Raw genomic sequence first — 22,360 nt, 5'->3', positions numbered from 1 at the left:
GCGCTCCCGGCACAAGATCACTCGCCGCCGTACGGGATCACTTGCAGATGGCGGTGTCCACGAGGTCCAGGACGTGCTGGTGTGCCTTCATCATCCCGGCCTCGTCGGTGGCCACCGCGCTCGGCAGCGCGGTGACCGCCACGGTGACCGCCCGGCCGTCCTTGGTGACGCCGCCGCGAGTCTCGTAGCCGTTGATGTCACCGCCGTGGCCCCACAGCTCGCCGCCGCAGGACAGCGGGGACTTGAACAGGCCGAGCCCGTAACTGGAGTTGGGCAGGGAGCCGTCGGTCTTGACGGTGGTCGTCATCTCCTTCAACTCGGCCGGGCGCAGCACCTCGCCGCCGAGCAGGGCGGAGAAGAAGCTGTTGAGATCGCGCGGTGAGGAGACGAGCTGCCCGGCGGCCCAGCCCCAGGACGGGTCCAGCCTGGTGATGTCGCGCATCGGCGCCCCCGGCTTCTCCGTGTCGTACCCCTTGGGGTGCGCTCCCCGGATGCCCCGCTCGCCGACGCCCGGCCAGTAGGTGTCCCGCAGACCGAGCGGGCGGATGATCCGGTTGGTTATCTCCTCGCTCACCGGACGGCCGGTGACCTTCTGGATGAGCAGGCCCGCGAGGACGTAATTGGTGTTGCTGTACTCCCACTTCTCGCCGGGCGCGAACAGCGCCTTGTGCTGGAGCGCCACATCGAGCAGCTCACGCGGTTCCGTGTACGTGTCCCGGGTCTTGAAGGCGTCCTGCGCGACGTACTGGGTGTAATTGGGCAGACCGCTGGTGTGCTGGAGCAGCTGCCGCACGGTGATCTTGTTGCCGTCGATCCCCTCCCCGCGGACCAGCCCCGGCAGGTACGTCTCGATCGGTTCGTCCAGCTTCACCTTGCCCTCGCCGACCAGCTGGAGGACGACCGCGGAGACGAACGACTTGGTGTTGCTGGCGGCCCGCACCCGCCCGTTCACCGGAACATCCGTCCCCGTCTCGCGGTCACCGACCCCGGCGGTGTAGTCCCGGGTACGCCCGTCCCGGCCTTCGACGGCGGCCAGCACGCCGGGGAAGCCGTCATCGCGCACCAGGCTGTCCGCCGCCTTCTGCACGGCGCCGCGAGCCTTGCCCTCCGCCGCCTGCGCGGCGACCCGGGGCTTGCTCTCATGCGTCTCGGCGTAGGCCAGCGGGCCACCCGCGACAACCCCGCCCAGCACTGCCAGCGCCGCGACCGCCGACAGTGTCCGCCGGCGCTTCGACGGCGACGGAACGTGGGTACGGCCTGAGTGGTGAAGACGATCGGACACGGGGACTCCTTGTGCCCACCTGATCGGTGGATCGGGGGTGTTCTCGGGACCCCTTGAGCATGTCCGGTCACGATCTCCGCATCGATACAGCCCACCCGCCGAACCATGGTGTAGCCAGCACCCCCACCGACCATGAGGCGGGCCCCCGCCCGGCACCAAAGAGGTGCGGGCAGGGGGCCCGTGACGTGCGGATCTTGTTGCGGGGTCAGCCGGACCGTACGGCCGAGGCGAAGTCGCCCCACACGGCGGGCGCGAGGCGCAGGATCGGGCCGTCGGGGTGCTTGGAGTCGCGTACTGCGACGGTGTGGGGGACGTTGAGGGCTACTTCGACGCACTCGCCGTGCGGTTCGCCACTGCTGTAGCGGGACTTTCTGAAAGCGAAGTCCTCCACAGTCCCTACAACTCCTTGCAGATGCTCTCGATCAATCTGGTGGAGTCGTTCGGGGTGAGGGCCCGTTGTGCGATCCGATCGAAGATCGCAAGATGCCGGGCAGCGTCAGCCTCGTTCTCCAACCAAACCATAGTCGAAATGGTGTCCGACTGGACCACGTCCAGAGCCCCTGGTTCAGCGAAGGAAACCACCGTGAAGGTGCTGGCCATGCCGGGATGAGCCCCGGCCGTGTAGGGAATCACCCGCAAGCCCACGTGGGGCAACTCGGCGGCATCCAGGAGCTTTGTGAGCTGCTGGCGCATGACCTCCGCCCCGCCGACCAATTGACGTACGGCTCCCTCATACACCGTGGCCCACAAGCGCAACGGCCGTTCACCGGCGAGACGTGCCTGCCGCGCCATTCGGGCTTCGACGAATGCCTCGGTCACCTCAGCACTCGATTGGGCGGCGTTGTCGACCGCCAGTGCGCGGGCGTACGCGGCCGTCTGCAACAGACCAGGAATATAGGCGAGTTGCCAGGTACGCATCTCGGTCGCGATGTCTTCCAGTGCGAAGTGCTCTACCTGCGACTTGAGCTGCGGGTACTGGTTCCACCAGCCCTTCGCCTTGCGGCGGTCACGATCGGCTTTCGCCAACTCCAGGAGCCGGTCTATGACCTGGGCGTCATGCTCCTCGTAAAGGTGACACAGCGCCCGGATGTCCGGATCGCGCATCGGCACCAGCCCGCGTTCCATCTTCGCGACCTTGGCCACCGAAGCAGACAAGGTGTTCGCGGCAGCGGCTTGCCTCATACCTCGTGCTTCACGCAAGCTCCGTCGCCGTACGTGAGCGCGAACAGGGCACCCACGTACACGTACACCTGCCACTGCCACCGCGATCCGGTCTGCGTCACGATCCGGACGTACGAGACCGCCCGTCGGCACGGACAGGGGCTCTGGCCCACCGGCGGGAGGGGGTCGGGGTCGTAGGAGGTGCGTGTTCGGACACTAAAGCGTGATTTGTGCCGCTCACGCGCCCGTCACACAAAGAACAGAGCCGCACGCGGCGTAAATCATGCCGTCCGGACATGTACCTCCGGAGGCCCCGGCACCCGCACCCACCACACACCGCACCCGCGACCACATCCCGCCGAGACGGCGACACCGCATGCCCGCGACTACTCGTCCGACGAGAACCTCACCGACCCCGCCGGCAGCTCCACGTCGCACCACACCCGAACCCCCTCGCGCAGTTCGTTGTCCGCCCCCACGACCGCGCCGTCACCCACCACCGCCCCTGTCAGAACCGTTCGCGCCCCTACCCGCGCCCCCGCGCCGATCAGCGAGTCCGTGATCACGGCGCCCTGTTCCACGACCGCGCCGTCCAGCACCGTGCTGCCGTCGATCCGCGCGCCCTCGCCGACCCGCGCGCCCTCGCCCACCACCGTCCCGCCGGTCAGCTTCGCGTCGGCCGCGATTCTCGCCGTCGGCAGGACCAGCCGGTCGCCGCAGCGGCCCGGGACCGCCGGGGACGGGGCGCGGCCCAGGACGAGGTCCGCCGAGCCGCGTACGAACGCCTGGGGCGTTCCCAGGTCCAACCAGTACGTGGAGTCGACCATGCCGTGCAGGTGCGCGCCGGCGGCCAGCAGGTCGGGGAAGGTCTCCCGTTCCACCGAGACCGGTCTGCCCTCCGGGATGGTGTCGATGACCGAGCGCCGGAACACGTACGCGCCCGCGTTGATCTGGTCGGTGACGATCTCCTCCGGCGTCTGCGGCTTCTCCAGGAACGCCGTCACCCGGCCGTCCTCGTCCGTCGGCACCAGGCCGAAGGCCCTCGGGTCGTCGACCCGTGTCAGGTGGAGCGAGACGTCCGCCCCGGACGCGGTGTGGGTGCCGACGAGGGCCCGTATGTCGAGGCCCGTCAGGATGTCACCGTTGAAGATCAGTACCGGTTCGTCGGGCCCGGAGCGCAGCCGGGAGGCAACGTTCCGGATGGCGCCGCCCGTACCGAGCGGCTCGTGCTCGGTCACGTACTCCAGGTGCAGTCCGAGGGACGAGCCGTCTCCGAAGTACGGTTCGAAGACCTCGGCGAGGTACGACGTGGCGAGCACTATGTGTTCGACGCCCGCCGCCCGCGCCCTGGCCAGCTGATGGGTGAGGAACGGGACACCGGCCGCGGGCACCATCGGCTTGGGGGTGTGCACCGTGAGCGGACGCAGCCGGGTGCCCTTGCCGCCGACCAGGAGGATCGCTTCTGTCACCGTGTCGTCTCTGCTTCCTGCTGGGGTCGGCATTTCATACATACACACATTCGTACATGCATAGGCCGACCAGTGTGTGCAGCTTGTCCGGCGCGCCCCGCGCCCCCGTCTCCTCCCACCCGCGGACCCGCGCCCCCGTGTCCTCCCACTCGCGCCCCGCGTCAGCGCCCCTGGTACCGGGCCGACGAGGTCCGCGTCGTGCCGAGCTTCCTGTAGAGACGTGCTCCTGGGCAGTCGGTGACGAATCCGTCCCGGTGTCCGGAGATGGCGTTGAGCCTGACCCTTGCGCCCTTCTTGTACTTGTTGCTCCCACCGGACGTCAGCCTGACCTTCCCGCGCGGATTGATGCCGTGAAGTCCGAGCTTCCACGCGGTGAGTCTGGCGACGGCCGTCGTGGCGGCGGCCCGCGGGTTCGAGCCGCTGTACGTCCCGAGGACGGCGATGCCCATGCTGTTCTTGTTGAAACCGAGCGTGTGGGCGCCCTGAACGGGCCTCGCCACGCCACCCGCACGCCCTTCGTAGATGTTTCCGCACTTGTCGATGGCGAAGTTGTAGCCGAGGTCCCGCCAGCCACTGCTCTTCACGTGGTACCGGTAGATACCGCGCAGGACGGAGGGCGACTGCCGGCACGAGTAGTTGTTGCCCGTCCCACTGTGGTGGACGAAGGCCGCCTTGACGGTCTTCGTGTAGCCGAACTGCTTCTCGCGGAGCCTCTCGTCCGCCCCCCAGCCCCTGCGCGTGATGATGCGCGGGCGCGGTCCGATGTACGGCCTGCGGGCGGCGGACTGGTCGGATTCGGCCGCCTCGGCCAGGTCGGCCTCGGTCTCGGCCTTGGACTGGGCCGTGATCTCGGTGGCGCCGAGCTCCGCGAACTCCGCGTTGACGGCCGAACTGGCCGCGTCCTCGGCGGTCATGGCGGCAGCAGGCACGCGCTCGCCCGCGGCAGGACTCCCCCCGGCCGGGCTGCCCCCGGCCGGAGGGACCGCGACCGGGCTGCCCGCGGCCGGGCTCCCTGCGGTGGTGCCCGTGGGGACCGGCGGCTCCTTCCCCGGGTCGACCAGTTCCAGGCGCAGCCCCTGGGGCAGCAGCGAGCGGGACGGACCGGACTCGTCCAGCCTCTCCGTGGCCCGTACGCGGATCTCCACGCCGTCCGAGCCGCCGACCCAGAGCGGGTCGGTGGCGCCGCGTACGGTCCCCGAGTCGCGCTCTTTCGTACCGAGGTCGGCGCCGTGTTCCTGACTGTGTGTCTCCAGCCGCTGCCAGTCGGACCAGTCGTGTGTCCCGAGCTCGCGGGTACGGACCTGGACCGAGCCGTGGAGTTCGGCGTCGGCGTCGTCCCAGACGACGCCGAGCAGGGAGAACGGGCTGACGCCACGTCGGGCCAGTCCCCGCTCGGGGGCGGCGCCGGGCGAGCGGCGCGAGGCCAGGTCGGACAGCGGGAGCGACTGGGTGGAGCCCGGCACGGCCGTGGTCTGCGGGGCCGTGGATCGCGAGGTCGCGGCCTGCGGGGCGGCGACCGCGCCCGGCGGAATCGACAGCGGGAGGACCAGGGCGGCGGTACACGCGACGCCGATCGAGGTTGCTAGGTAGGCACGCATGGTCCGAGCCTGCGGCCACCGGTCCCGCCCCGCCCGCCGGAAAACTGACGGCCCGTCGGTCCGACCGGTGCACGCCGTCACCGGTACGGCGGCGGCCGTCCGGCCCCGCCCCGTACCCTTTCCCGCGTGAACGCCAGCGACCGTACCCCCGCCGACCTGCTGCGATCCGCTCTTGCCGCGGACCCGGCCCGCCCCTTGATCACTTTCTACGACGATGCCACCGGTGAACGGGTGGAATTGTCCGTGACCACCTTCACCAATTGGGTGTCCAAGACCGCCAATCTGCTCCAGGGAGATCTCGCCGCGGAGCCGGGCGACCGGCTCGCGCTGCTGCTGCCCGCGCACTGGCAGAGCGCGGTGTGGCTGCTCGCCTGTTCGTCGGTCGGCGTGAGTGTCGAGATCGGCGGCGACCCGGCGGCGGCCGACCTCGTCGTCAGTGGCCCCGACCCCGACGTGCTCGCCGCGGCGCGCGCGTGCGGCGGCGAGCGGGTGGCGCTCGCGCTGCGCCCGCTGGGCGGCCGTTTTCCACAGCCGCCGCAGGGCTTCATGGACTACGCCGTCGAGGTACCGGGCCAGGGGGACCGCTTCGCGCCGTACGCCCCGGTGGACCCGGACGCGCCCGCGCTCACCGTCGGCGGTACGGAACTGACCTCGGCCGAGCTCGTCGCGCGGGCGGGCGCGGACGCCGGCGAGCGCGGCCTGGCGCCCGGTTCACGGCTGCTGTCGGGGCTGGCGTACGACAGTTGGGAAGGGCTGTCCGCCGGGCTGTACGCCCCGCTCGTGGCAGGCGGGTCCGTCGTGCTCTGCCGGAATCTCGACGGGCTGTCGGCGGAATCGCTCGAACAGCGCGTCGCGAGTGAGCGGGTCACCGACCGGGCGGTGTAAGACACCGCCCGGGGTGACGGACCGCCCGGGGTGGCCGGACCGCCCGGGGTGGCCGGACCGGTTGGAGTGACGGACCGGTTGGAGTGACGGACCGGTTGGAGTGACGGACCGGTTGGAGTGACGGACCGGCCACCGTGACCCACGCCGGGCAGTCCGACACCACACCAGAACCAGCCAACCAGGGCACGGCCTCAGCGCCCCCAGGTTTCGGTTTCGTCAACGTTGTCTTTGATCGGTAATACGTTCAACTCGCAGCACAACCAAGCACGGTGCTCGCCCGTCTACCCCAGCAACCGGCAGCCCAGCGCGCTGCCGACGCCTTGAAGGATGGACGTGGACGTGACCGAAAGTGCTGGGAGTGCGCCGGCCGAACCGGACGAGTCGTCCGAGGGCGGGGTCCACGTCGAAGACAACGATGCTGGGCCCGTCGAAGACGGCAGTGCCGGGCTCGTCGAGGACAGCAGTGCCGGGCCCGCAGAGCCGGCCGGTCCTCGCCCCCGCCGCACACGCCACTGGCTGCGCTGGACGGCGCTCGGCACCTCCGTCGTCGTCCTCGCCGTCGCCGGAACGGGCTGGTGGTTCTACCGGAAGCTCGACGGGAACATCACCACCGACAACGCCGCGGCGGCCGAGCTCCGGACGTACGAGAAGGACCGCCCCACCCCGGTCGCCCTCGACGCGCAGAACATCCTGCTCATCGGCTCGGACAGCCGCTCGGGCAAGGACAACGGCAAGTACGGCCGGGACGACGGCGGTTCGTCGCGGTCCGACACCACGATGCTGATGCACCTGGCGGCGGACCGGAAGAGCGCGACGGCCATCTCCATACCGCGCGACCTGATGGTGGACATCCCCAGCTGCCGCGAGGCGGACGGCACCCGCAGCGGCGCCCAGTTCGCGCAGTTCAACTGGGCCTTCGAGTTCGGGGGCGCGGCCTGTACGGTCCGTACGATCGAGAAGCTCACCGGGATACGCGTCGACCACCACATGGTCATCGACTTCAGCGGCTTCAAGGACGTGGTGGACGCCGTCGACGGCGTCCAGGTCTGCCTCAAGGACCCGGTCGACGACCCACAGGCGCATCTCAAGCTCCCCGCCGGTACTCAGACCCTCGACGGCGAACAGGCCCTCGGCTACGTACGCGCCCGTCACGGCATCGGCGACAGCAGCGACACGCAGCGGATGGAGCGGCAGCAACGTTTCCTCGGCGCCTTGTTCAAGAAGGTGCGGAGCAACGGGGTGCTGCTCAATCCGGCCCAGCTCTATCCCGTACTGGACGCGGCGACCAAGTCCCTCACCACCGACCCGGGCCTGGGCACGCTCGGCGACCTCTACGACCTGGCGAGTTCCATGCGGAGCGTGCCGACGGAGAAGGTGCAGTTCCTGACCGCGCCCCGGCAGCCGTACAGCCAGGACCCGAATCGTGACGAACTCGTCCAGCCCGACGCGGACAGGCTTTTCGAGCGGCTGCGCGACGACGAGCCCGTCACGGTCGAACCGGCCGACAAGAACGACGGCACGGAAGACGGCACGGAAGACAGCCCGGACGACGGCACGATCGCCAGCGATCAGGGCGCCGAACCGGACCCGACCTTCTCGGGAACAAACGCCGCCGTGGGGGTGTGCGAGTAAAACCATGACCAAAGAGAGACCTTCAGTCTATGAAGATTGGGCAGATTGCCCGCTTGTAAGGGCCAAGGAATTTGTCACTCGCGTCACTGCACGCTGAACTGGGCGGATAGTGTGGCGCGATCCGGTGCATACGACCGCGACGGTCGCGCACAACTGGATCGAAAACCGAGCACCTTCCGGGGGAAGGCGCTCGCGTGGCACCGACGGAGGATCAGACAACCGTGGATGCGCATAGCCGTGGACAGGCGGACGAGATCGACCCCGCCGACCAGTGGGTCCTCAACCCGCAGACCGGTAACTACGAGCTGCGACTGGACCACTCCACAGGGCAGCCGACCTCCTCAAGACCGCAGGACGCCAGGTCGGGAAGGGGCTCTCGCAGAAAGGACGCCCCGGAGACCGGCGACGCGCCGCGGGACGACGCGCCGCGGAGCGATTCCGCGTCGGCGGCCACGGGCCGTTCCGGCAAGCGCGGCAAGGGCACCGGCAACGACGCGGCGCCCCGCGCCGACGTGCCGGGCCAGCGCAGCCGCCGGGCGGGGAAGGGCCAGCCCGACCCGTCAGCAGCGGCCGGACGCCGCAAGCGCAAGGCCAAGAAGTCGGGCGGCAGGAAGGCGCTGGTGTGGACCGGCGGTGTGATGGCGTTCCTGCTCGTCGGTGGTGGCACCACCGGGTACTTCGTCTACCAGCACTTCAACGGGAACATCGACACGATCGATGTCGAGGGCGCGGGCAGCGGCGGCTTCAAGAAGGACCAGGCCGTCAACATCCTGGTGATCGGCACGGACAAGCGCACCGGCTCGGGCAACGAGGGCTACGGCGACAACGGCAGCGCCGGCCACGCGGACACGAACATCCTGTTCCACGTCTCGAAGGACCGTACGAACGCCACGGCGCTGTCCATCCCGCGTGACCTGATCACCGACATTCCCGACTGCACGGCCAAGACGAAGGACGGCACGAAGGAAATCCCCGGTACACCGCAGACACGGTTCAACGTCAGCCTCGGCCAGGACGACCGGGACCCCGGCTGCACGATGCGTACGGTCAAGGAGCTCACCGGGCTCACGGTCGACCACTTCATGATGGCCGACTTCAACGCGGTCAAGGAGATCTCGACGGCGGTCGGCGGTGTCAACGTGTGCGTGGGCAAGGACGTCGACGACCCCAAGTCGGGCCTCAAGCTCACCAAGGGCCCGCACCGCATCGAGGGCGAGCAGGCCCTCGCCTTCGTCCGTACGCGGCACGCGTTCGGCAACGAGAGCGACCTCACCCGGATCCAGACGCAGCAGCAGTTCCTCAGCTCGATGATCCGGCAGATACAGTCCAGCCAGACCCTCACCAGCCCCAGCAAGCTGTGGAAGCTGGCCGAGGCGGCCACCAACGCGCTCACGGTCGACACCGGCATCGGCACCATCGAGAAGCTCAGCGACCTGGGCAAGGAACTCGCCTCGGTGAACCCGAAGAACATCACCTTCGCGACGCTGCCGGTGGTCGACAACCCGAATGAGCCCGTCCCGGCCACGGTGGTCCTCAACGAGGCCCAGGCCAAGCCGCTGTTCTCGATGATGCAGAACGACGTCTCCCTCACCGAGGTGAAGAAGAAGGAGTCGGCGAAGGAAGCGGCCGCCAAGAAGAAGCAGGAGGCGCTCCTCAAGGGCACGAAGGCGGACCCGGCCGACGTACGGGTCGATGTGTTCAACGGCGGTGGCCCGCAGGGCTCCGCGCAGGAGACGCTGAACTGGCTCCAGAACACCGAGGGCGTGCTGAAGTCCACCAACAAGGGCAACGCCCCGGCGGATGTGTCCAAGACGACCCTGGAGTACGCGCCGAACCAGGCCGACCAGGCGCGTGCGCTCGCGGAGATGCTGGGTCTGCCCGCGAGCGGAATGAAGCCGGGCACGGAGGACGCCGAGGGTCTTGAGGCGATGACCCTGACTCTCGGGGAGGACTTCAAGGAGGCCGGCGTGCCCATCACCGGACCGGCGAAGGCGCCGGAGGGTGTGCAGAAGGTCGAAGCGGACAAGCAGGTCTGCTCGAAGTGACGCCGGAGCACCACCACCGGCTCATACGGACAGCCTGACGGGGAGAACGAGAACGAATGCGTCAGGGCAGTGTGGGACGGGAGGGGGCTCCGGAAGACGCCCCGCAGGCCCGCGAGTTGGGCTGGGACGACAGTCTGTACGACGGTAACGGTGACGGGAAGTCGCCGGAGAGCTCGGGCGCGAACTCGGAGCCAGGGCCGGGACCGGACGCAGGGCCGGTCCCGGCGCCGGGCTCGGGACCGGACGCAGGATCCGAACCAGGCGCAGGACCGGAACCGGGCACAGGCCCTGAACCGGCCTCCGGACAAGCCGGTAAGGCCAGTAAGGCCGGTAAAGGCGGCAAAGCCGGCAAAGGCGCTCCCCCCGCCGACGCCGACGCCGCCCCGCAGCGTACGAACGGCGGCCCCCGGCGGATGAGACGAATAATCCGCTGGGCCGCCGCCGTGCTGTCACTGCTGATACTCGGGACGGCCGGCGCCGGTTATCTGTACTACCAGCACCTCAACGGCAACATACGCAGCGGCGAGCGCAGCAACGGATCCAGCGGCGTGGACAGACCCGGCGCGAACTCGGCCGGCCAGACCCCGCTGAACATCCTGCTGATCGGCTCCGACAGCCGCGCGAAGGCCGAGAACGTCAAGCTCGGCGGCAGCAGGGACACCGCGGACAACCCTCCGCTCGGCGATGTGCAGATGCTCGTCCACGTCTCCGCCGACCGGAAGAACGCCTCGGTCGTGAGCATCCCCCGGGACACCCGGGTCGAGATCCCGGAGTGCGAGGACGCCGGAACGGGCGAGGTCTTCCCCGCGACCGACGCCATCATCAACGAGTCACTGGCACGCGGCGGCCCCGGCTGCACCCTCGCCACCTGGGAGAAGCTGACCGGTGTCTACATCGACCACTGGATGACGATCGACTTCTCCGGTGTGGTGAAGATGGCCGACGCGATCGGCGACGTCAAGGTCTGCGTCAAGGACAACATCTGGGACCGGCCGCGCCCCGGGGTCCCCGGCGGCTCGGGGCTGAAGCTCACGGCGGGCGTGCACGACATCAAGGGCGAGCAGGCGCTGCAGTGGCTGCGTACCCGGCACGCGTTCTACAGCGACCTCGGCCGGGCCAGGGCCCAGCACATGTACCTGAATTCCATGATCCGCGAGCTTCAGTCGCAGAACGTCTTCACCGACGCTCCCCGGCTCACCGATCTGGCGGAGGCCGCCACGAAGTCGCTGGAGGTCTCCGAGGAGATCGGCACGGTCAAGAAGCTGTTCGACCTGGGCATGCAGCTGAAGGACGTACCGTCCGACCGCATCACCATGAGCACCATGCCCACGGTGGTGGACGCCCAGGACCCGAACCACCTGGTCCCCGACGAGGCCGATGCCGGCACGATGTGGGAGATGCTCCGCGACGACGTCGCCTTCGACCGCAACGGTTCCGCGTCCGAGGCCGCGAAGTCCGGGAAGTCCGCGAAGAAGACGACCGAGCCGGTCTCCAAGGACCCGGCTGCCGCACCCGCCGAGACCGGCGTGACCGTACGCAACGGCACCGGTGGCGAGCAGGCCGCCGTACGGGGCCGGGCCGCCGACATCGCGGACGTGCTCAACGGCAAGGGCTACGCGCTGGCCACGGCCGGCACCCAGCAGGTCCCGCAGGAGAAGACCACGGTGAGCTTCCCCACCGCGGATCTGGAGGGGGACGCGCAGGCGGTCGCCAAGTCCCTCGGGATTCCGCCGACTTCGGTGAAGCGGTCCACGGATGTCTCGGGTGTCACGGTGGTCGTGGGCGCCGACTGGCGCGACGGCACCTCGTACCCGAAGGCGGCCCCGCCCAAGGCGGGCGGTGTCCCGGACTCGGCGGAAGCCATCAACGGGTCCGACAAGGACGCCTGTATGGACGTGTACGACAAGTACCGCTGGTAGGCGTACGTCCTACTGGCCGGGCCCGCGGCCGGGGTGACCGGACCGCGGGCACGGCGCGCCTTCGGGAACCAGGTCGCCCTTCCGGAACCAGGCCGCCCCTCCGGAATCAGGCCGTCGTGATGTTGCCCTGGTCCTGCCCCTGATCCTGGTCCTGCCCCTGGTCCTGCCGTGCCGCCGGGCGGCGGCTCGCGATGACCTTCTTCGCCAGCGAGCGCGGGCTGGTCAGGAAGCCGTAGCCCCACGACATGTGCATGGTGGCCAGCGCCACCGGGATCTGGAGCCGGGCCTTCAGCGACAGTCCCTTGCCCGCCGGGACGGAGCCCGCGACGATCGCGGCGAGGTAGCCGGCCGGTACGACGAAGCCCCAGGGCGTGAGCACCGCACCGGCCACGATGCCCGCGGCGATGGCGCAGACGGCCGTCGGCGGCGCGAGATAGCGCAGGTTGATCGAGCCCGAGTGGTAGCGGGCGACGACATGGCGCCAGCGGCCGTACTCCTTGTACTGCTTGGAGAGTGCCCTGACCGAGGGGCGCGGGCGGTACTGCACCCGCAGCTCGGGCGAGAACCAGATCGCGCCGCCGGACTCACGGATACGGAAGTTCAGCTCCCAGTCCTGGGCGCGGATGAACTCCTCGTTGTAGCCGTCCTGTTGTTCCAGCGCCTCGCGCCGGAAGACACCCAGATACACGGTTTCGGCGGGCCCGGCCTGACCTCCGGTGTGGAAGGCCGCGTTGCCGACGCCGATCTTGGAGGTCATGGCGGCGGCGACCGCGTGCTCCCAGTCGTTCTCGCCCTCGGCGTGCATGACGCCGCCGACGTTCTGCGCGCCGGTCTCCTCCAGCAGCCGGACGGCGGTGGCGATGTAGTTCGGCGAGAGCATGCCGTGGCCGTCGACCCGTACGACGACGGGGTGCCTGGACGCCTTGATCGCGGCGTTCAGCGCGGCCGGGGTGCGGCCGGTCGGGTTGGGGACGGTCTGGACGCGTGCACGCGCGTGGGACGCGGTCTCCCGTACCAGCTCGGCGGCGATCTCGTCCGTACGGTCCGTGGAGGGCCCGAGCGCGATGACCACCTCCATCTCGCCTTCGTACTCCTGCTCCAGGATGTGCCGGACGGAGTTCCTCAGATGACGTTCCTCATTGAGCACCGGCATGATCACGGAGACTGCGGGAGGCAGGGCAGGCATGTGGTCCTTCGGGGGTCCTTCGGGGCCCGGGGCCGGCCTCGGCCAGGCTGCACACGGCCGTGGCCGGCCTTCGGGAGACGGCGGTAAGACCGCCACGTTACCGCGAACGGGGGACAGCGACGCGCGCCGCCCGGGTTGCTGCCCAGTGGCGCTGATCGTATGGGCCTACCGTGCTCGCGTTCCCCCCTGTCACCGCGGAGGTGTACCCCGTGCCCACGCCGCCCCGCTCCTCCCGCCGCTCCGCCCCACCGCACCGGCCGGCCGGCCGGCCCCGGGCGGGGGCGGGCCGGAGGGCGGGTCCGAGGAGCCGGGGCAAGCGGCCACGCTGGGGAACGCGGGTGGCGACCGCCCTCTCCGTCCTGGTCCTGGGCACCGGCGGGATCGGCCACGCGGTGGTGACCAGCCTCGACACCGGGATCGGCCGGGTCGACGCGTTCAAGGACATGAAGAACCGGCCCGACGCGGGCCACGGCCTGAACCTCCTGCTCGTCGGCACCGACGGCCGCGACAAGATCACGGAGTCCGAACGGCGGACGTACCGGCTCGGCGGCGCTCCCTGCCACTGCACCGACACGATCATGCTCGTCCACCTCTCGGAGAACGGGAAGCGCGCCAGCGTCGTGAGCGTGCCGCGCGACAGTTACGCGGAACTGCCCGAGCACACCGACGGAACCACCGGCAAGCAGCACAAGCCGCACCCGGTGAAGATCAACGCCGCCTACGCGGAGGGCGGGCCGAGTCTGACGGTCCGGACCGTGGAACGCATGACGGGCGTGAAGATCAGTCACTACCTGGAAGTCGACTTCACGAGCTTCATGAAGACGGTGGACTCGCTGGGCGGGGTGGAGATCTGTACGCCCAGCTCACTGAAGGACTCGAACACGGGACTCGATCTGGCTCCCGGCACCCACCGGATGAACGGCGGCGAGGCGCTCCAGTACGTACGGTCCCGGCACATCGACAGCGACGCCGACCTCGGCAGGATGCAGCGCCAGCAGCGCTTGGTGGCCGCGCTGATCAGCCGGGCCGCCGACCGCGGTGTCCTGCTGAACCCGGTGAAGCTCCGGGACGTCACCTCGACGATGCTCAGCTCGGTCCGCGCCGACGCGGGCTTCGGTACGGAACAGATGCTCGCCGTCGGCGAGGCGATGCGGGGGCTGTCGCCGTCCTCGTCGGAGTTCACGTCCGTACCGCTCAGTGGCAAGGGCATCTCGGTCCCGGGCGTCGGAGCGACGGTGAAGTGGGACCCGGAGAAGTCGAGGAGCCTCTTCCGCGCGCTGCGCGAGGACAAGCCGCTGACCCCGGCCCGGAGCGCGCGGTCGCCGGAGCCGAGCCGGTCATCGGCGTCGCCGAAGCCCGCCAAGGATGCCCGGCTGGTCGATGTGAAGCCGCAGGAAATCCGGGTGCAGGTCTACAACGGCACGCGGAGGGACGGACTCGGCAAGGAGGTCGACGACGCCCTGCGCGGCACGGGCTTCGCGACGACCCGGACTCCGCTGGGCTCCGACGGGCCGGAGGTGGGTCGGACGGTCGTGATGTACGACCCGCGCTGGGACCGGTCGGCGAAGTCCCTGGCGGCCGCGCTGCCCGGCAGTGAACTGCGCGCCGTACGGCAGCAGGGCGCCACGCTCAAGGTGATGGCGGGGACGGACTACAGGACGGTGACGCCGGTCCGTGCGGAGGAAAAGCCCAAGGGCCAGTTCGAGGCGGTGACCGGGGACCAGGTCGTGTGTCCCTGAGAGGCGTACGTGTACGGCGCTCAGGGACGCCGTTCGCGTACGGCGCGGGCCGTGGTGGGCGGTGCGTCACGACGCTCGCGCGCTCACGGCCGTACCCATCTCGTCCCGTCCCGTCCCCTTGCCCTTCCTTTTCCCAGCCACCTGTCCACCTGTCCACCTGTCCACCTGCCAGCCACATGTCTCGCCTATCCACTCTGCCTACCCACGGAGGTGCTCACACGGTGAGCGAAAACCGACAGCAGGACACATCCGTTCAGGCCGTCACACCCCGACGCCGGCTGCTGACCGCGGCCGCGCTGGTGCCGTTGCTGGCCGGAGCGGGGGCGAGCGCCGCCTGCGCCGGGACCCCGCGGCGAACCGGACCGCACCACCCGGACCGGGACCAACCCGATCACCAGGACGGCCCGCACCGCATCGGCCACCCGGACCCGCTCAGACCGGCGCCCACCAAGGCAGCCGACTGGAGCGACGTCCTGAAGGCGCTGGGCCTCCCCGGCAGCATGGTGCGCGACGAGTACCTCCACGCGCGGGCCCCACGCAATGACCTGCACGTCGTCTCGTACGACGTCAAGGTCACCTCGGGGCTCGCCCTGGGGTCGCACGTGGCCTTCGTCCGCTACGAGGACGGCTCCACGCTCGCCATGGGCGATCTGACCGTCACCGAGGGCGAGTTGCAGAAGGTGTCCGACACCCTCCAGGCGCGCGGAATCGCGCAGACCGCGCTCCACAAGCATCTGCTGGCCCACAGCCCCGACGTCTGGTGGATCCATGTCCACGCGCACGGGCACGACGCGGTGGCCATCGCCCGCGGTGTGCGCGCGGCCCTCGACCGTACGGGGACGCCGCCCGTCAAACCCGGGCGCCCGCCGGCGAAGCCACCGCTCGATCTGGACACCCGGCAGCTCGACGCCACGCTGGGCACCAAGGGCTCCAACGACGGCGGCCTCTACAAAGCCGTCTTCCACCGCCGCGAGACCGTCATCGACGACGGCATGCTGATGCCCCGGGGCCTGGGGGCGTCCACCGCCTTCAACTTCCAGCCGCTGGGCGGCGGGAAGGCGGCGATCAACGGTGACTTCGTCATGGTCGCCGAGGAGGTCCAGAAGGTTCTCAAGGCGCTGCGGCGCGGCGGGATCAGCCTCGTAGAGCTGCACAATCACGGCCTGACGGAGGAGCCCCGGCTGTTCTTCACCCACTTCTGGGCCGTGGGCGACGCCGTCGAACTCGCCAAGGCCCTGCGCTCCGCTCTGGATGTGACCAACGTCGTTCCCGGCGGTGGCGGAGGCGGAGGGGACGCCTGACCGAGCCCGGCACGCCGTCATGGGCCACGGCATGTGACGTGGGCCGCTCCGCACTCCGGAGCGGCCACGTGACCGTCCCGCGGGCACCGTCCGGGAGGGCCGTGCGGAAGTGGCCGGCAGGTGACGTCCAGACCCCATGTGCATCAGATTGGCAACAGCCCCGCCCCGATTCGCTACTCCCCTGTATGGGACACAGACCCGCCCGGCACACTGGTCCGCATGAATGAATGGCCCGATGGACCGACCGGCGACCGCGGCGAGCGGCGCGACCGCTACGGGCGCGGCAGTGCGGGCTCACAGCCCGAGGGCGCGCGCGCGATGCCGCACGTACAGCCCAGAGGCGTACCCCAGCAGTCGCCGGGGTACGGCCGGCCCGGAGCGGGCCCGGACCAGACGTACGACAGCGGATACAACACGGGCCAGGTCTACGGCGGCGGTGGCGGCGGCCGGGGCGGCATTCCCCCGCAGGGCGGCGGCGGATCCGGCCAGGGCGGTTCGCCCCGACAGGCGCCCGACTGGCGCCGCCGGATCAAGGTCGGCGCGCTGGCCCTGGTCGTCGTGATCCTCACTGTCTCCATCGGCACGTACTTCTGGGCCGACGGCAAGCTCAAGCGCGAGGTGGACCTCTCCAAGGTCATCGAGCGGCCGGAGGAGGGCGACGGCACGAACTATCTGATCGTCGGCTCGGACAGCCGTGAGGGCATGACCGCCGAGGACAAGAAGAAGCTCCACACGGGCTCCGCCGAGGGCAAGCGCACCGACTCGATGATGATCCTGCACGACGGATCGAACGGCCCGACGCTGATCTCGCTGCCGCGCGACTCCAATGTGACGATCCCGTCGTTCGTGGGCTCGGAGTCCGGCAAGACCTTCCCGAACACGGGACGGCAGACCAAGCTCAACGCGGCCTACGCCGAGGACGGCCCGGAACTGCTCGTCCGTACCGTCGAGTACAACACCGGCCTGCACATCAACCACTACGTCGAGATCGGCTTCGCCGGCTTCGCCAACATCGTGGACGCGATCGGCGGGGTGGACATGGACATCCCGAAGGCGTTCAAGGACCAGAAGTCCGGCGCCGACTTCAAGGCGGGCGAGCAGACTCTGGACGGCGAGCAGGCGCTGGCCTTCGTACGGACGCGGTACGCCTTCGCCAACAGCGACCTGGACCGCACGAAGAACCAGCAGAAGTTCCTCGCGGCCCTGGCCTCGCAGACGGCCACGCCGAGCACGATCATCAACCCGTTCAAGCTCTACCCGACGATGAGCGCGGGCCTGGACACCCTGATCGTGGACAAGGACATGTCCCTGTGGTCGCTGGGCCAGATGTTCTTCGCGATGAAGGGCGTCACGGGCGGCGAGGGCAAGTCCATGAACATGCCGATCTCGGGCAGCTCCGGCGGCAATCTCGTCTGGGACAAGGCGAAGGTCAAGGAACTGGTGAACCAGCTCAACAACGACGAGAAGGTCACCGTCTCCGACAACTGACCCCGACGGCACGGAGCGTGGGCCTGCACCCACCGGCCTGTCGCACTCGTCACCACCCGTCACACCGAAGCCCCGGCCGCCACGGCGACCGGGGCTTCGGGCGTCGTACGGACCGCTGCTCGTACCGGGGTACGGGAGGTTTCGCGCCATGACGATCCGCTGGACCCGGTTCGTTCCCACAGTTCTATGCGACTACGTGACTGGACTGCGGACCACCCTTGTGGTGGGGGTATGACGGTCCGTAGCTTGCTGACCACACAGACCGGAGGGGCTCAGTGGACGAACTGCGGATGATTGCCGGCGGGCCGTGCAGAGGCGATGACGACGACAAATGCGGGAACGGCGACTGCCCGACCGTGTACGCGACGCCGGAGCCCGGCATGTTGGCCGTCCAAGGCTACGACGTGGTCCATCCGACACCGGATGGCGAGTCGGTCGTACTGATCCCGGAAGAGATCCTCAAGGAGGCCGCCCGTGCCCGTGGATGGCTCTAGCCCCGTACTGCTGGACGGCGACGAGTGGCAGGCGTACTTCCGCGACTTCAAACGCTCCGCGTTCCGGCTGGAAGTCCAGCAGACCTACACCATGCCTGCCGAGGCCGAGACGGTCCGTGACTTCCTTGCCGGAGCCTCGATGCCGGAGGGCTTCAACGCGCCCTGGCACCAGATGATTCGGGACCACGCGGCGGCCGGGCGAACGATGACCCGAGCGAAGATCGTGCGCCAACCCCTCACGCCGTACAGCCGGTACCTGTTCGAGTGGTGCATCCCTGGGAATGTCGCAGCCGGGGAGGACTACCGCATGGTTGATTTGACCGATCGGCCGAACCCCGGACTGCCTGAACAAGATTTCTGGCTGTTCGACGAAACAGCCGTGGTTCATCTCAACTACCGTTCCGATGGAACGCAGATCAATCGAGAACTGATCCACGAACCAGACATCGGCATGTATCTCGCATGGCGGGATCTCGCACTAGAAAGTGCCGTACCGTTCAGTGCCTATCGAACCTGAATCACAAGAACGGGAACGGAAGAGTTTGGCGGAGGCCCTTCGGGACCTCCGCCGCGCTTCCGGTCTCAGCGGCGAACGCCTGGCACTGCGCTGCAACATGAGCCAAACGAAGATCAGCCGAATTGAAACCGGCCGCGCTCTTCCCACGGTTATCGATGTTGACCGCATCCTCAAGGCACTTGTCGTGCCCGACGAGGTCGCCGACGAGCTTCTTCGCCTGGCACGCCGAGCCAACGTCGACTATGCGTCCTGGCGCGCGTACGCACGCGTTGGCCTTTACCACAAGCAAGCCGAACTGAAATCCCTTGAGTCTTCCTCGCGAGTGATGCGGCACTTCCTGCCGGCCATCCCGACCGGCCTGCTGCACGTCCGCGAGTACGCCACAGAGACGCTTGCTCCCACCGTGACCAGCGACCCGGCGAGGGACGTCGCGCGGGCCGTACAGGCCCGTATGGACCGGCAGGCCATCTTGGAGGACACGTCACGCTCGTTCTGCTTCCTGATGACCGAACAAGCCGTCAAGTGGCAACGGGCGAGCACCGAGGCCATGGCGGCTCAGTGCGCGCACATGGCCGAGGTCAACAGAAAGTCCAACGTCGAAATTGGGATACTCCCACAAGACGTACGAGTTCCGGGTACTCCGATGAATATTTTCGTGGTCTACGACGACCGCCTGGTGACCATCGAACTGTTCTCCGGAGAAGTTGTATTGCGCGACCCGCAGGACATAGCGCAGCATCGAAATTTGTTCGATCTCTTTTGGTCACATGCTCTCACCGATGATGACGCTTCAACATTCCTCGAGGAAGCAGCTGACGGTTTTATGCGTCAACGCAACTAGCTCTACACAATGACTTGTTGGGGCGCGAATATTAATTCATGGAGAGCAAAGAGAAGACCTCAGGCACGCTCTTCCGGACGCTTGATCGGTGACCGTTCCCCGGCCTGGAGCAGCGGGCACGGGAGAAGGCCAAGATGTGCCACGGCCGCTGATCCGTCAGCCATATCCCTTGAGCAACAGGAAGCGAGTCCGAGATGGGCAAGCAGGGCGGAGACCACTCCGGCAAGCCCGACACCTCCAGCAGTGACGGTCACCGGGACAAGCCCCCGGGCCCCACGCGGCCGTACGAACCCAAGCCGAAGAAGAAGTGAGGCCGGATGACGACGCAGCGGCAGCTCCTTCACATCCTGCTGGCGAAGGGTGCGCTGCCACTTGAGTGGCAGGACGCCGTGGCGTCGGTGGACCGGGCGCTGTTCATCCCCGAGGTGATCGTGGACGGCGACTTCACCGAGGACGCGGAAGGGTGGTTGCGGATCGTCTACGCAGACGGTCCGGTCGTGATCCAGGTCAACGACGGGAGGCCCACTCCGGGTGATGTGTTCCGGCTCTGCACCTCGTCCTCGTCCATGCCGTCGATCATGCTCGAAATGCTCGTTCTGCTGGACGTACGGGCCGGGCATCGGGTTCTGGAGATCGGCACCGGCACCGGTTACAACGCCGCATGGCTGTCCCACCGCTTGGGCGAAACCAACGTGACCAGTATGGAACTGGACGAGGCGGTGCTGACCGTAGCCAAAGAGAACCTGGAACGGGCGGGGTTCCACCCGACGACGATTCTCGGCAACGGCCGCGACGGACACCACCGGGGCGCACCGTACGACCGGATCGTCTGCACCTGCACCATGCGGGACGTTCCGGGCGCGTGGCTGGAGCAGTGCCCGAACGGGCGGATCGTCACGCCCTGGGGCAGCAGCTTCTTCAGCGGCTCGTTCGCCACTCTGGACACGGTGGACGGGAAGGCACAGGGCACGTTCTCCGGCAATCCGGCCTTCATGTGGGACCGCACCCAGCGCGGCGGGGCCGGGCGCATCTCGGACCTCTACCACGAGGAAGAGGGCGCGAAGGGAACGACGGACATCGCGCCCCAGAACGTCATCCAGGATGATCCGGCGTTCTTCACCGGTCTGAGCGTCACCGATGCGTGGTACCGGTGGTGCGACGCGGACGACGACAGCGGAGAAGCCACCCTCTGGTTCTTCGCGGATGACGGCAAGTCGTGGGCGACCGTGGAATACGTCCCGGACGTGGAGACGTACGAGGTGGAGCAGTACGGCCCCCGGGCACTGTGGGACGAGGTACGGAACGCGTTCCTGTGGTGGCACGACCTGGGGAAACCGGAACGGTCCCGCTTCGGCTTGTCGGTCGATGACAACGGGCAACGGGTGTGGCTGGACGCCCCTGGTTGCGTCATCGACCAGCCGTAGCCCCACAACGAGCCCCCGGCATCATGCCGGGGGCTCGTTCGTGCTGGGCAGTAGCGGAAGCGCTACGGCAGGTTCCTGGCCATGACGATCCGCTGGACCTGGTTCGTGCCTTCATAGATCTGGGTGATCTTGGCGTCGCGCATCATCCGTTCCACCGGGTAGTCACGCGTGTAGCCGTAGCCGCCGAGGAGTTGGACCGCGTCCGTGGTGATCTCCATGGCCGCGTCGGAGGCGTAGCACTTGGCCGCCGCGCCGAAGAAGGTCAGATCTTCCTTGGCACTGCCCGCCGAGACGCGTTCCGACCTGGCGGCCGCCGCGTACGTGAGCTGGCGGGCGGCCTCCAGCTTCATGGCCATGTCGGCCAGCATGAACTGCACGCCCTGGAACTCCGCGATCGCCTTACCGAACTGCTTGCGCTCCTGGACATAGCCCTTGGCGTAGTCGAGGGCGCCCTGCGCGATGCCGAGCGCCTGGGCGGCGATCGTGATGCGGGTGTGGTCCAGGGTCTTCATCGCGGTGGCGAAGCCCGTACCCTCCTCGCCGATCAGACGGTCGGCGGGGATACGGACGTTGTCGAGGTAGACCTCGCGGGTCGGGGAGCCCTTGATGCCCAGCTTCTTCTCCGGGGCGCCGAAGGAGACACCCTCGTCCGCCTTCTCGACGACGAAGGCGCTGATGCCCTTGGTGCGCCGGTCCGGGTCGGTGACGGCCATCACCGTGTAGAAGTCGGAGACACCGGCGTTGGTGATCCAGCGCTTCACGCCGTTGAGGACGTAGTGGTCGCCGTCCCGTACCGCCTTGGTCTTCATGCCGCCCGCGTCCGAGCCGGCGTCCGGCTCGGAGAGGCAGTACGAGAACATCCCGTCGCCCTTGGCCAACTGGCCCAGGTACTTCTTCTTGAGGTCCTCGCCGCCGGAGAGGATCACGGGCAGCGAGCCGAGCTTGTTCACGGCGGGGATCAGGGACGACGACGCGCAGACCCGCGCGACCTCCTCGATCACGATCACCGTGGCGAGCGCGTCGGCACCGGCGCCGCCGTACTCCTCCGGGACATGGATGGCGTGCAGATCGGAGCCGACCAGCGCGTCCAGCGCCTCCTGCGGGAAGCGGGCCTCCTCGTCCACCGCGGCGGCGAACGGCGCTATTTTCGCCTCGGCGAGCGCACGGACGGTCTCACGGAGCATGTCGTGCTCGTCGGACGGGCGGTACAGGTCGAAATCAGCCGATCCAGCCACGGTCTCTCACTCCCCAACACGCTAACTACCGTTAAGTAACACCAGCTTAGATCGCTGAGCCGTCACAGGGATAGGTGAGTTTGCCGACAGCCGCACCGTCACGGGGAAGTGCCCCTTCAGGGCCGTGGGGCCACGCGGCTATGC

General features: G+C 68.6%; 18 protein-coding genes. 11 read left to right on the top strand and 7 right to left on the bottom strand.

All coding sequences use genetic code 11. The features are described 5' to 3' along the window. Positions 1-37: 37 nt before the first annotated feature. The 5 genes from ACIQD6_RS29910 to ACIQD6_RS29890 all read right to left on the bottom strand — a co-directional run bounded on the left by ACIQD6_RS29910 (position 38) and on the right by ACIQD6_RS29890 (position 5,510). Complete coding sequence (locus ACIQD6_RS29910; RefSeq protein ID WP_401888333.1) at positions 38-1,282, bottom strand: serine hydrolase domain-containing protein; 1,245 nt, start codon at positions 1,280-1,282, stop codon at positions 38-40. A gap of 205 nt (positions 1,283-1,487) precedes the next feature. Beyond that, positions 1,488-1,673 (bottom strand): DUF397 domain-containing protein, encoded by a 186-nt coding sequence (locus ACIQD6_RS29905; protein ID WP_401888332.1) that lies wholly within the window; start codon positions 1,671-1,673, stop codon positions 1,488-1,490. Positions 1,674-1,678: 5 nt separating this feature from the next. Further along, positions 1,679-2,464 carry a DUF5753 domain-containing protein gene (locus tag ACIQD6_RS29900; protein ID WP_401888329.1) on the bottom strand — a complete coding sequence of 262 codons (786 nt, stop codon included), beginning with the start codon at positions 2,462-2,464 and terminating at the stop codon, positions 1,679-1,681. A gap of 365 nt (positions 2,465-2,829) precedes the next feature. Continuing rightward, positions 2,830-3,945, bottom strand: a complete 1,116-nt coding sequence (locus ACIQD6_RS29895) for a sugar phosphate nucleotidyltransferase (RefSeq protein ID WP_401888419.1) — start codon at positions 3,943-3,945, stop codon at positions 2,830-2,832. A gap of 128 nt (positions 3,946-4,073) precedes the next feature. Beyond that, positions 4,074-5,510 carry a peptidoglycan recognition protein gene (locus ACIQD6_RS29890; RefSeq protein ID WP_401888328.1) on the bottom strand — a complete coding sequence of 479 codons (1,437 nt, stop codon included), beginning with the start codon at positions 5,508-5,510 and terminating at the stop codon, positions 4,074-4,076. A gap of 126 nt (positions 5,511-5,636) precedes the next feature. Between ACIQD6_RS29890 and ACIQD6_RS29885 the strand changes: the two genes are divergently transcribed. The 4 genes from ACIQD6_RS29885 to ACIQD6_RS29870 all read left to right on the top strand — a co-directional run bounded on the left by ACIQD6_RS29885 (position 5,637) and on the right by ACIQD6_RS29870 (position 11,991). Continuing rightward, on the top strand, positions 5,637-6,395 hold the full coding sequence (locus tag ACIQD6_RS29885; protein ID WP_401888326.1) for a TIGR03089 family protein: 759 nt from the start codon (positions 5,637-5,639) through the stop codon (positions 6,393-6,395). Positions 6,396-6,734: 339 nt separating this feature from the next. Continuing rightward, entirely contained in the window at positions 6,735-8,027 is a 1,293-nt protein-coding gene (locus ACIQD6_RS29880; RefSeq protein WP_401888323.1) for an LCP family protein, read from the top strand. A gap of 221 nt (positions 8,028-8,248) precedes the next feature. Continuing rightward, on the top strand, positions 8,249-10,072 hold the full coding sequence (locus ACIQD6_RS29875; RefSeq protein WP_401888322.1) for an LCP family protein: 1,824 nt from the start codon (positions 8,249-8,251) through the stop codon (positions 10,070-10,072). A 413-nt stretch (positions 10,073-10,485) separates the two neighbouring features. Next, on the top strand, positions 10,486-11,991 hold the full coding sequence (locus ACIQD6_RS29870; protein ID WP_401888319.1) for an LCP family protein: 1,506 nt from the start codon (positions 10,486-10,488) through the stop codon (positions 11,989-11,991). 106 nt (positions 11,992-12,097) lie between these two features. Here the strand turns inward: ACIQD6_RS29870 and ACIQD6_RS29865 are convergent, their stop codons facing one another. Then, complete coding sequence (locus ACIQD6_RS29865) at positions 12,098-13,177, bottom strand: glycosyltransferase family 2 protein (protein ID WP_401888317.1); 1,080 nt, start codon at positions 13,175-13,177, stop codon at positions 12,098-12,100. Between the two features lie 209 nt (positions 13,178-13,386). Here ACIQD6_RS29865 and ACIQD6_RS29860 point away from each other — a divergent pair, with 209 nt between their 5' ends. From ACIQD6_RS29860 to ACIQD6_RS29830, 7 genes are all read left to right on the top strand, one after another. Continuing rightward, positions 13,387-14,916, top strand: a complete 1,530-nt coding sequence (locus tag ACIQD6_RS29860; RefSeq protein ID WP_401888315.1) for an LCP family protein — start codon at positions 13,387-13,389, stop codon at positions 14,914-14,916. Between the two features lie 221 nt (positions 14,917-15,137). Next, on the top strand, positions 15,138-16,217 hold the full coding sequence (locus ACIQD6_RS29855) for a DUF1259 domain-containing protein (RefSeq protein WP_401888312.1): 1,080 nt from the start codon (positions 15,138-15,140) through the stop codon (positions 16,215-16,217). A gap of 219 nt (positions 16,218-16,436) precedes the next feature. After that, positions 16,437-17,705 carry an LCP family protein gene (locus tag ACIQD6_RS29850; RefSeq protein ID WP_401888309.1) on the top strand — a complete coding sequence of 423 codons (1,269 nt, stop codon included), beginning with the start codon at positions 16,437-16,439 and terminating at the stop codon, positions 17,703-17,705. A gap of 275 nt (positions 17,706-17,980) precedes the next feature. Further along, a complete protein-coding gene (locus tag ACIQD6_RS29845) occupies positions 17,981-18,199 on the top strand; it encodes a hypothetical protein (protein WP_401888307.1) in 219 nt (72 codons plus the stop codon). Beyond that, positions 18,180-18,716, top strand: coding sequence for a DUF6879 family protein (locus ACIQD6_RS29840; RefSeq protein WP_401888305.1), 537 nt, complete (start codon positions 18,180-18,182; stop codon positions 18,714-18,716). The genes ACIQD6_RS29845 and ACIQD6_RS29840 overlap by 20 nt, the downstream gene beginning before the upstream one ends. Beyond that, positions 18,685-19,557, top strand: a complete 873-nt coding sequence (locus ACIQD6_RS29835) for a helix-turn-helix domain-containing protein (protein ID WP_401888303.1) — start codon at positions 18,685-18,687, stop codon at positions 19,555-19,557. Before ACIQD6_RS29840 ends, ACIQD6_RS29835 begins: the two co-directional genes overlap by 32 nt. Positions 19,558-19,874: 317 nt before the next feature. Then, positions 19,875-20,981 carry a methyltransferase domain-containing protein gene (locus ACIQD6_RS29830; RefSeq protein ID WP_401888301.1) on the top strand — a complete coding sequence of 369 codons (1,107 nt, stop codon included), beginning with the start codon at positions 19,875-19,877 and terminating at the stop codon, positions 20,979-20,981. Between the two features lie 62 nt (positions 20,982-21,043). On the opposite strand, the gene ACIQD6_RS29825 is transcribed toward ACIQD6_RS29830, so the two are convergent. After that, positions 21,044-22,216, bottom strand: a complete 1,173-nt coding sequence (locus tag ACIQD6_RS29825) for an acyl-CoA dehydrogenase (protein WP_401888299.1) — start codon at positions 22,214-22,216, stop codon at positions 21,044-21,046. Positions 22,217-22,360 lie beyond the last annotated feature (144 nt).

This window comes from Streptomyces sp. NPDC088400 (assembly GCF_044753355.1).
GTDB lineage: Bacteria > Actinomycetota > Actinomycetes > Streptomycetales > Streptomycetaceae > Streptomyces.
The sequence above is the reverse complement of the archived record's forward strand: the minus strand, read 5'-3'. Positions and strand labels throughout refer to the sequence as shown.

What these genes read in the sequence shown, in the direction of transcription:
- ACIQD6_RS29865 (WP_401888317.1), bottom strand. Translation starts at nt 13,177, where the DNA reads ATGCCTGCCCTGCCTCCCGCAGTCTCCGTGATCATGCCGGTGCTCAAT.
- ACIQD6_RS29895 (WP_401888419.1), bottom strand. Translation starts at nt 3,945, where the DNA reads ATGCCGACCCCAGCAGGAAGCAGAGACGACACGGTGACAGAAGCGATC.
- ACIQD6_RS29850 (WP_401888309.1), top strand. Translation starts at nt 16,437, where the DNA reads ATGAATGAATGGCCCGATGGACCGACCGGCGACCGCGGCGAGCGGCGC.
- ACIQD6_RS29900 (WP_401888329.1), bottom strand. Translation starts at nt 2,464, where the DNA reads ATGAGGCAAGCCGCTGCCGCGAACACCTTGTCTGCTTCGGTGGCCAAG.
- ACIQD6_RS29830 (WP_401888301.1), top strand. Translation starts at nt 19,875, where the DNA reads ATGACGACGCAGCGGCAGCTCCTTCACATCCTGCTGGCGAAGGGTGCG.
- ACIQD6_RS29890 (WP_401888328.1), bottom strand. Translation starts at nt 5,510, where the DNA reads ATGCGTGCCTACCTAGCAACCTCGATCGGCGTCGCGTGTACCGCCGCC.
- ACIQD6_RS29870 (WP_401888319.1), top strand. Translation starts at nt 10,486, where the DNA reads ATGAGACGAATAATCCGCTGGGCCGCCGCCGTGCTGTCACTGCTGATA.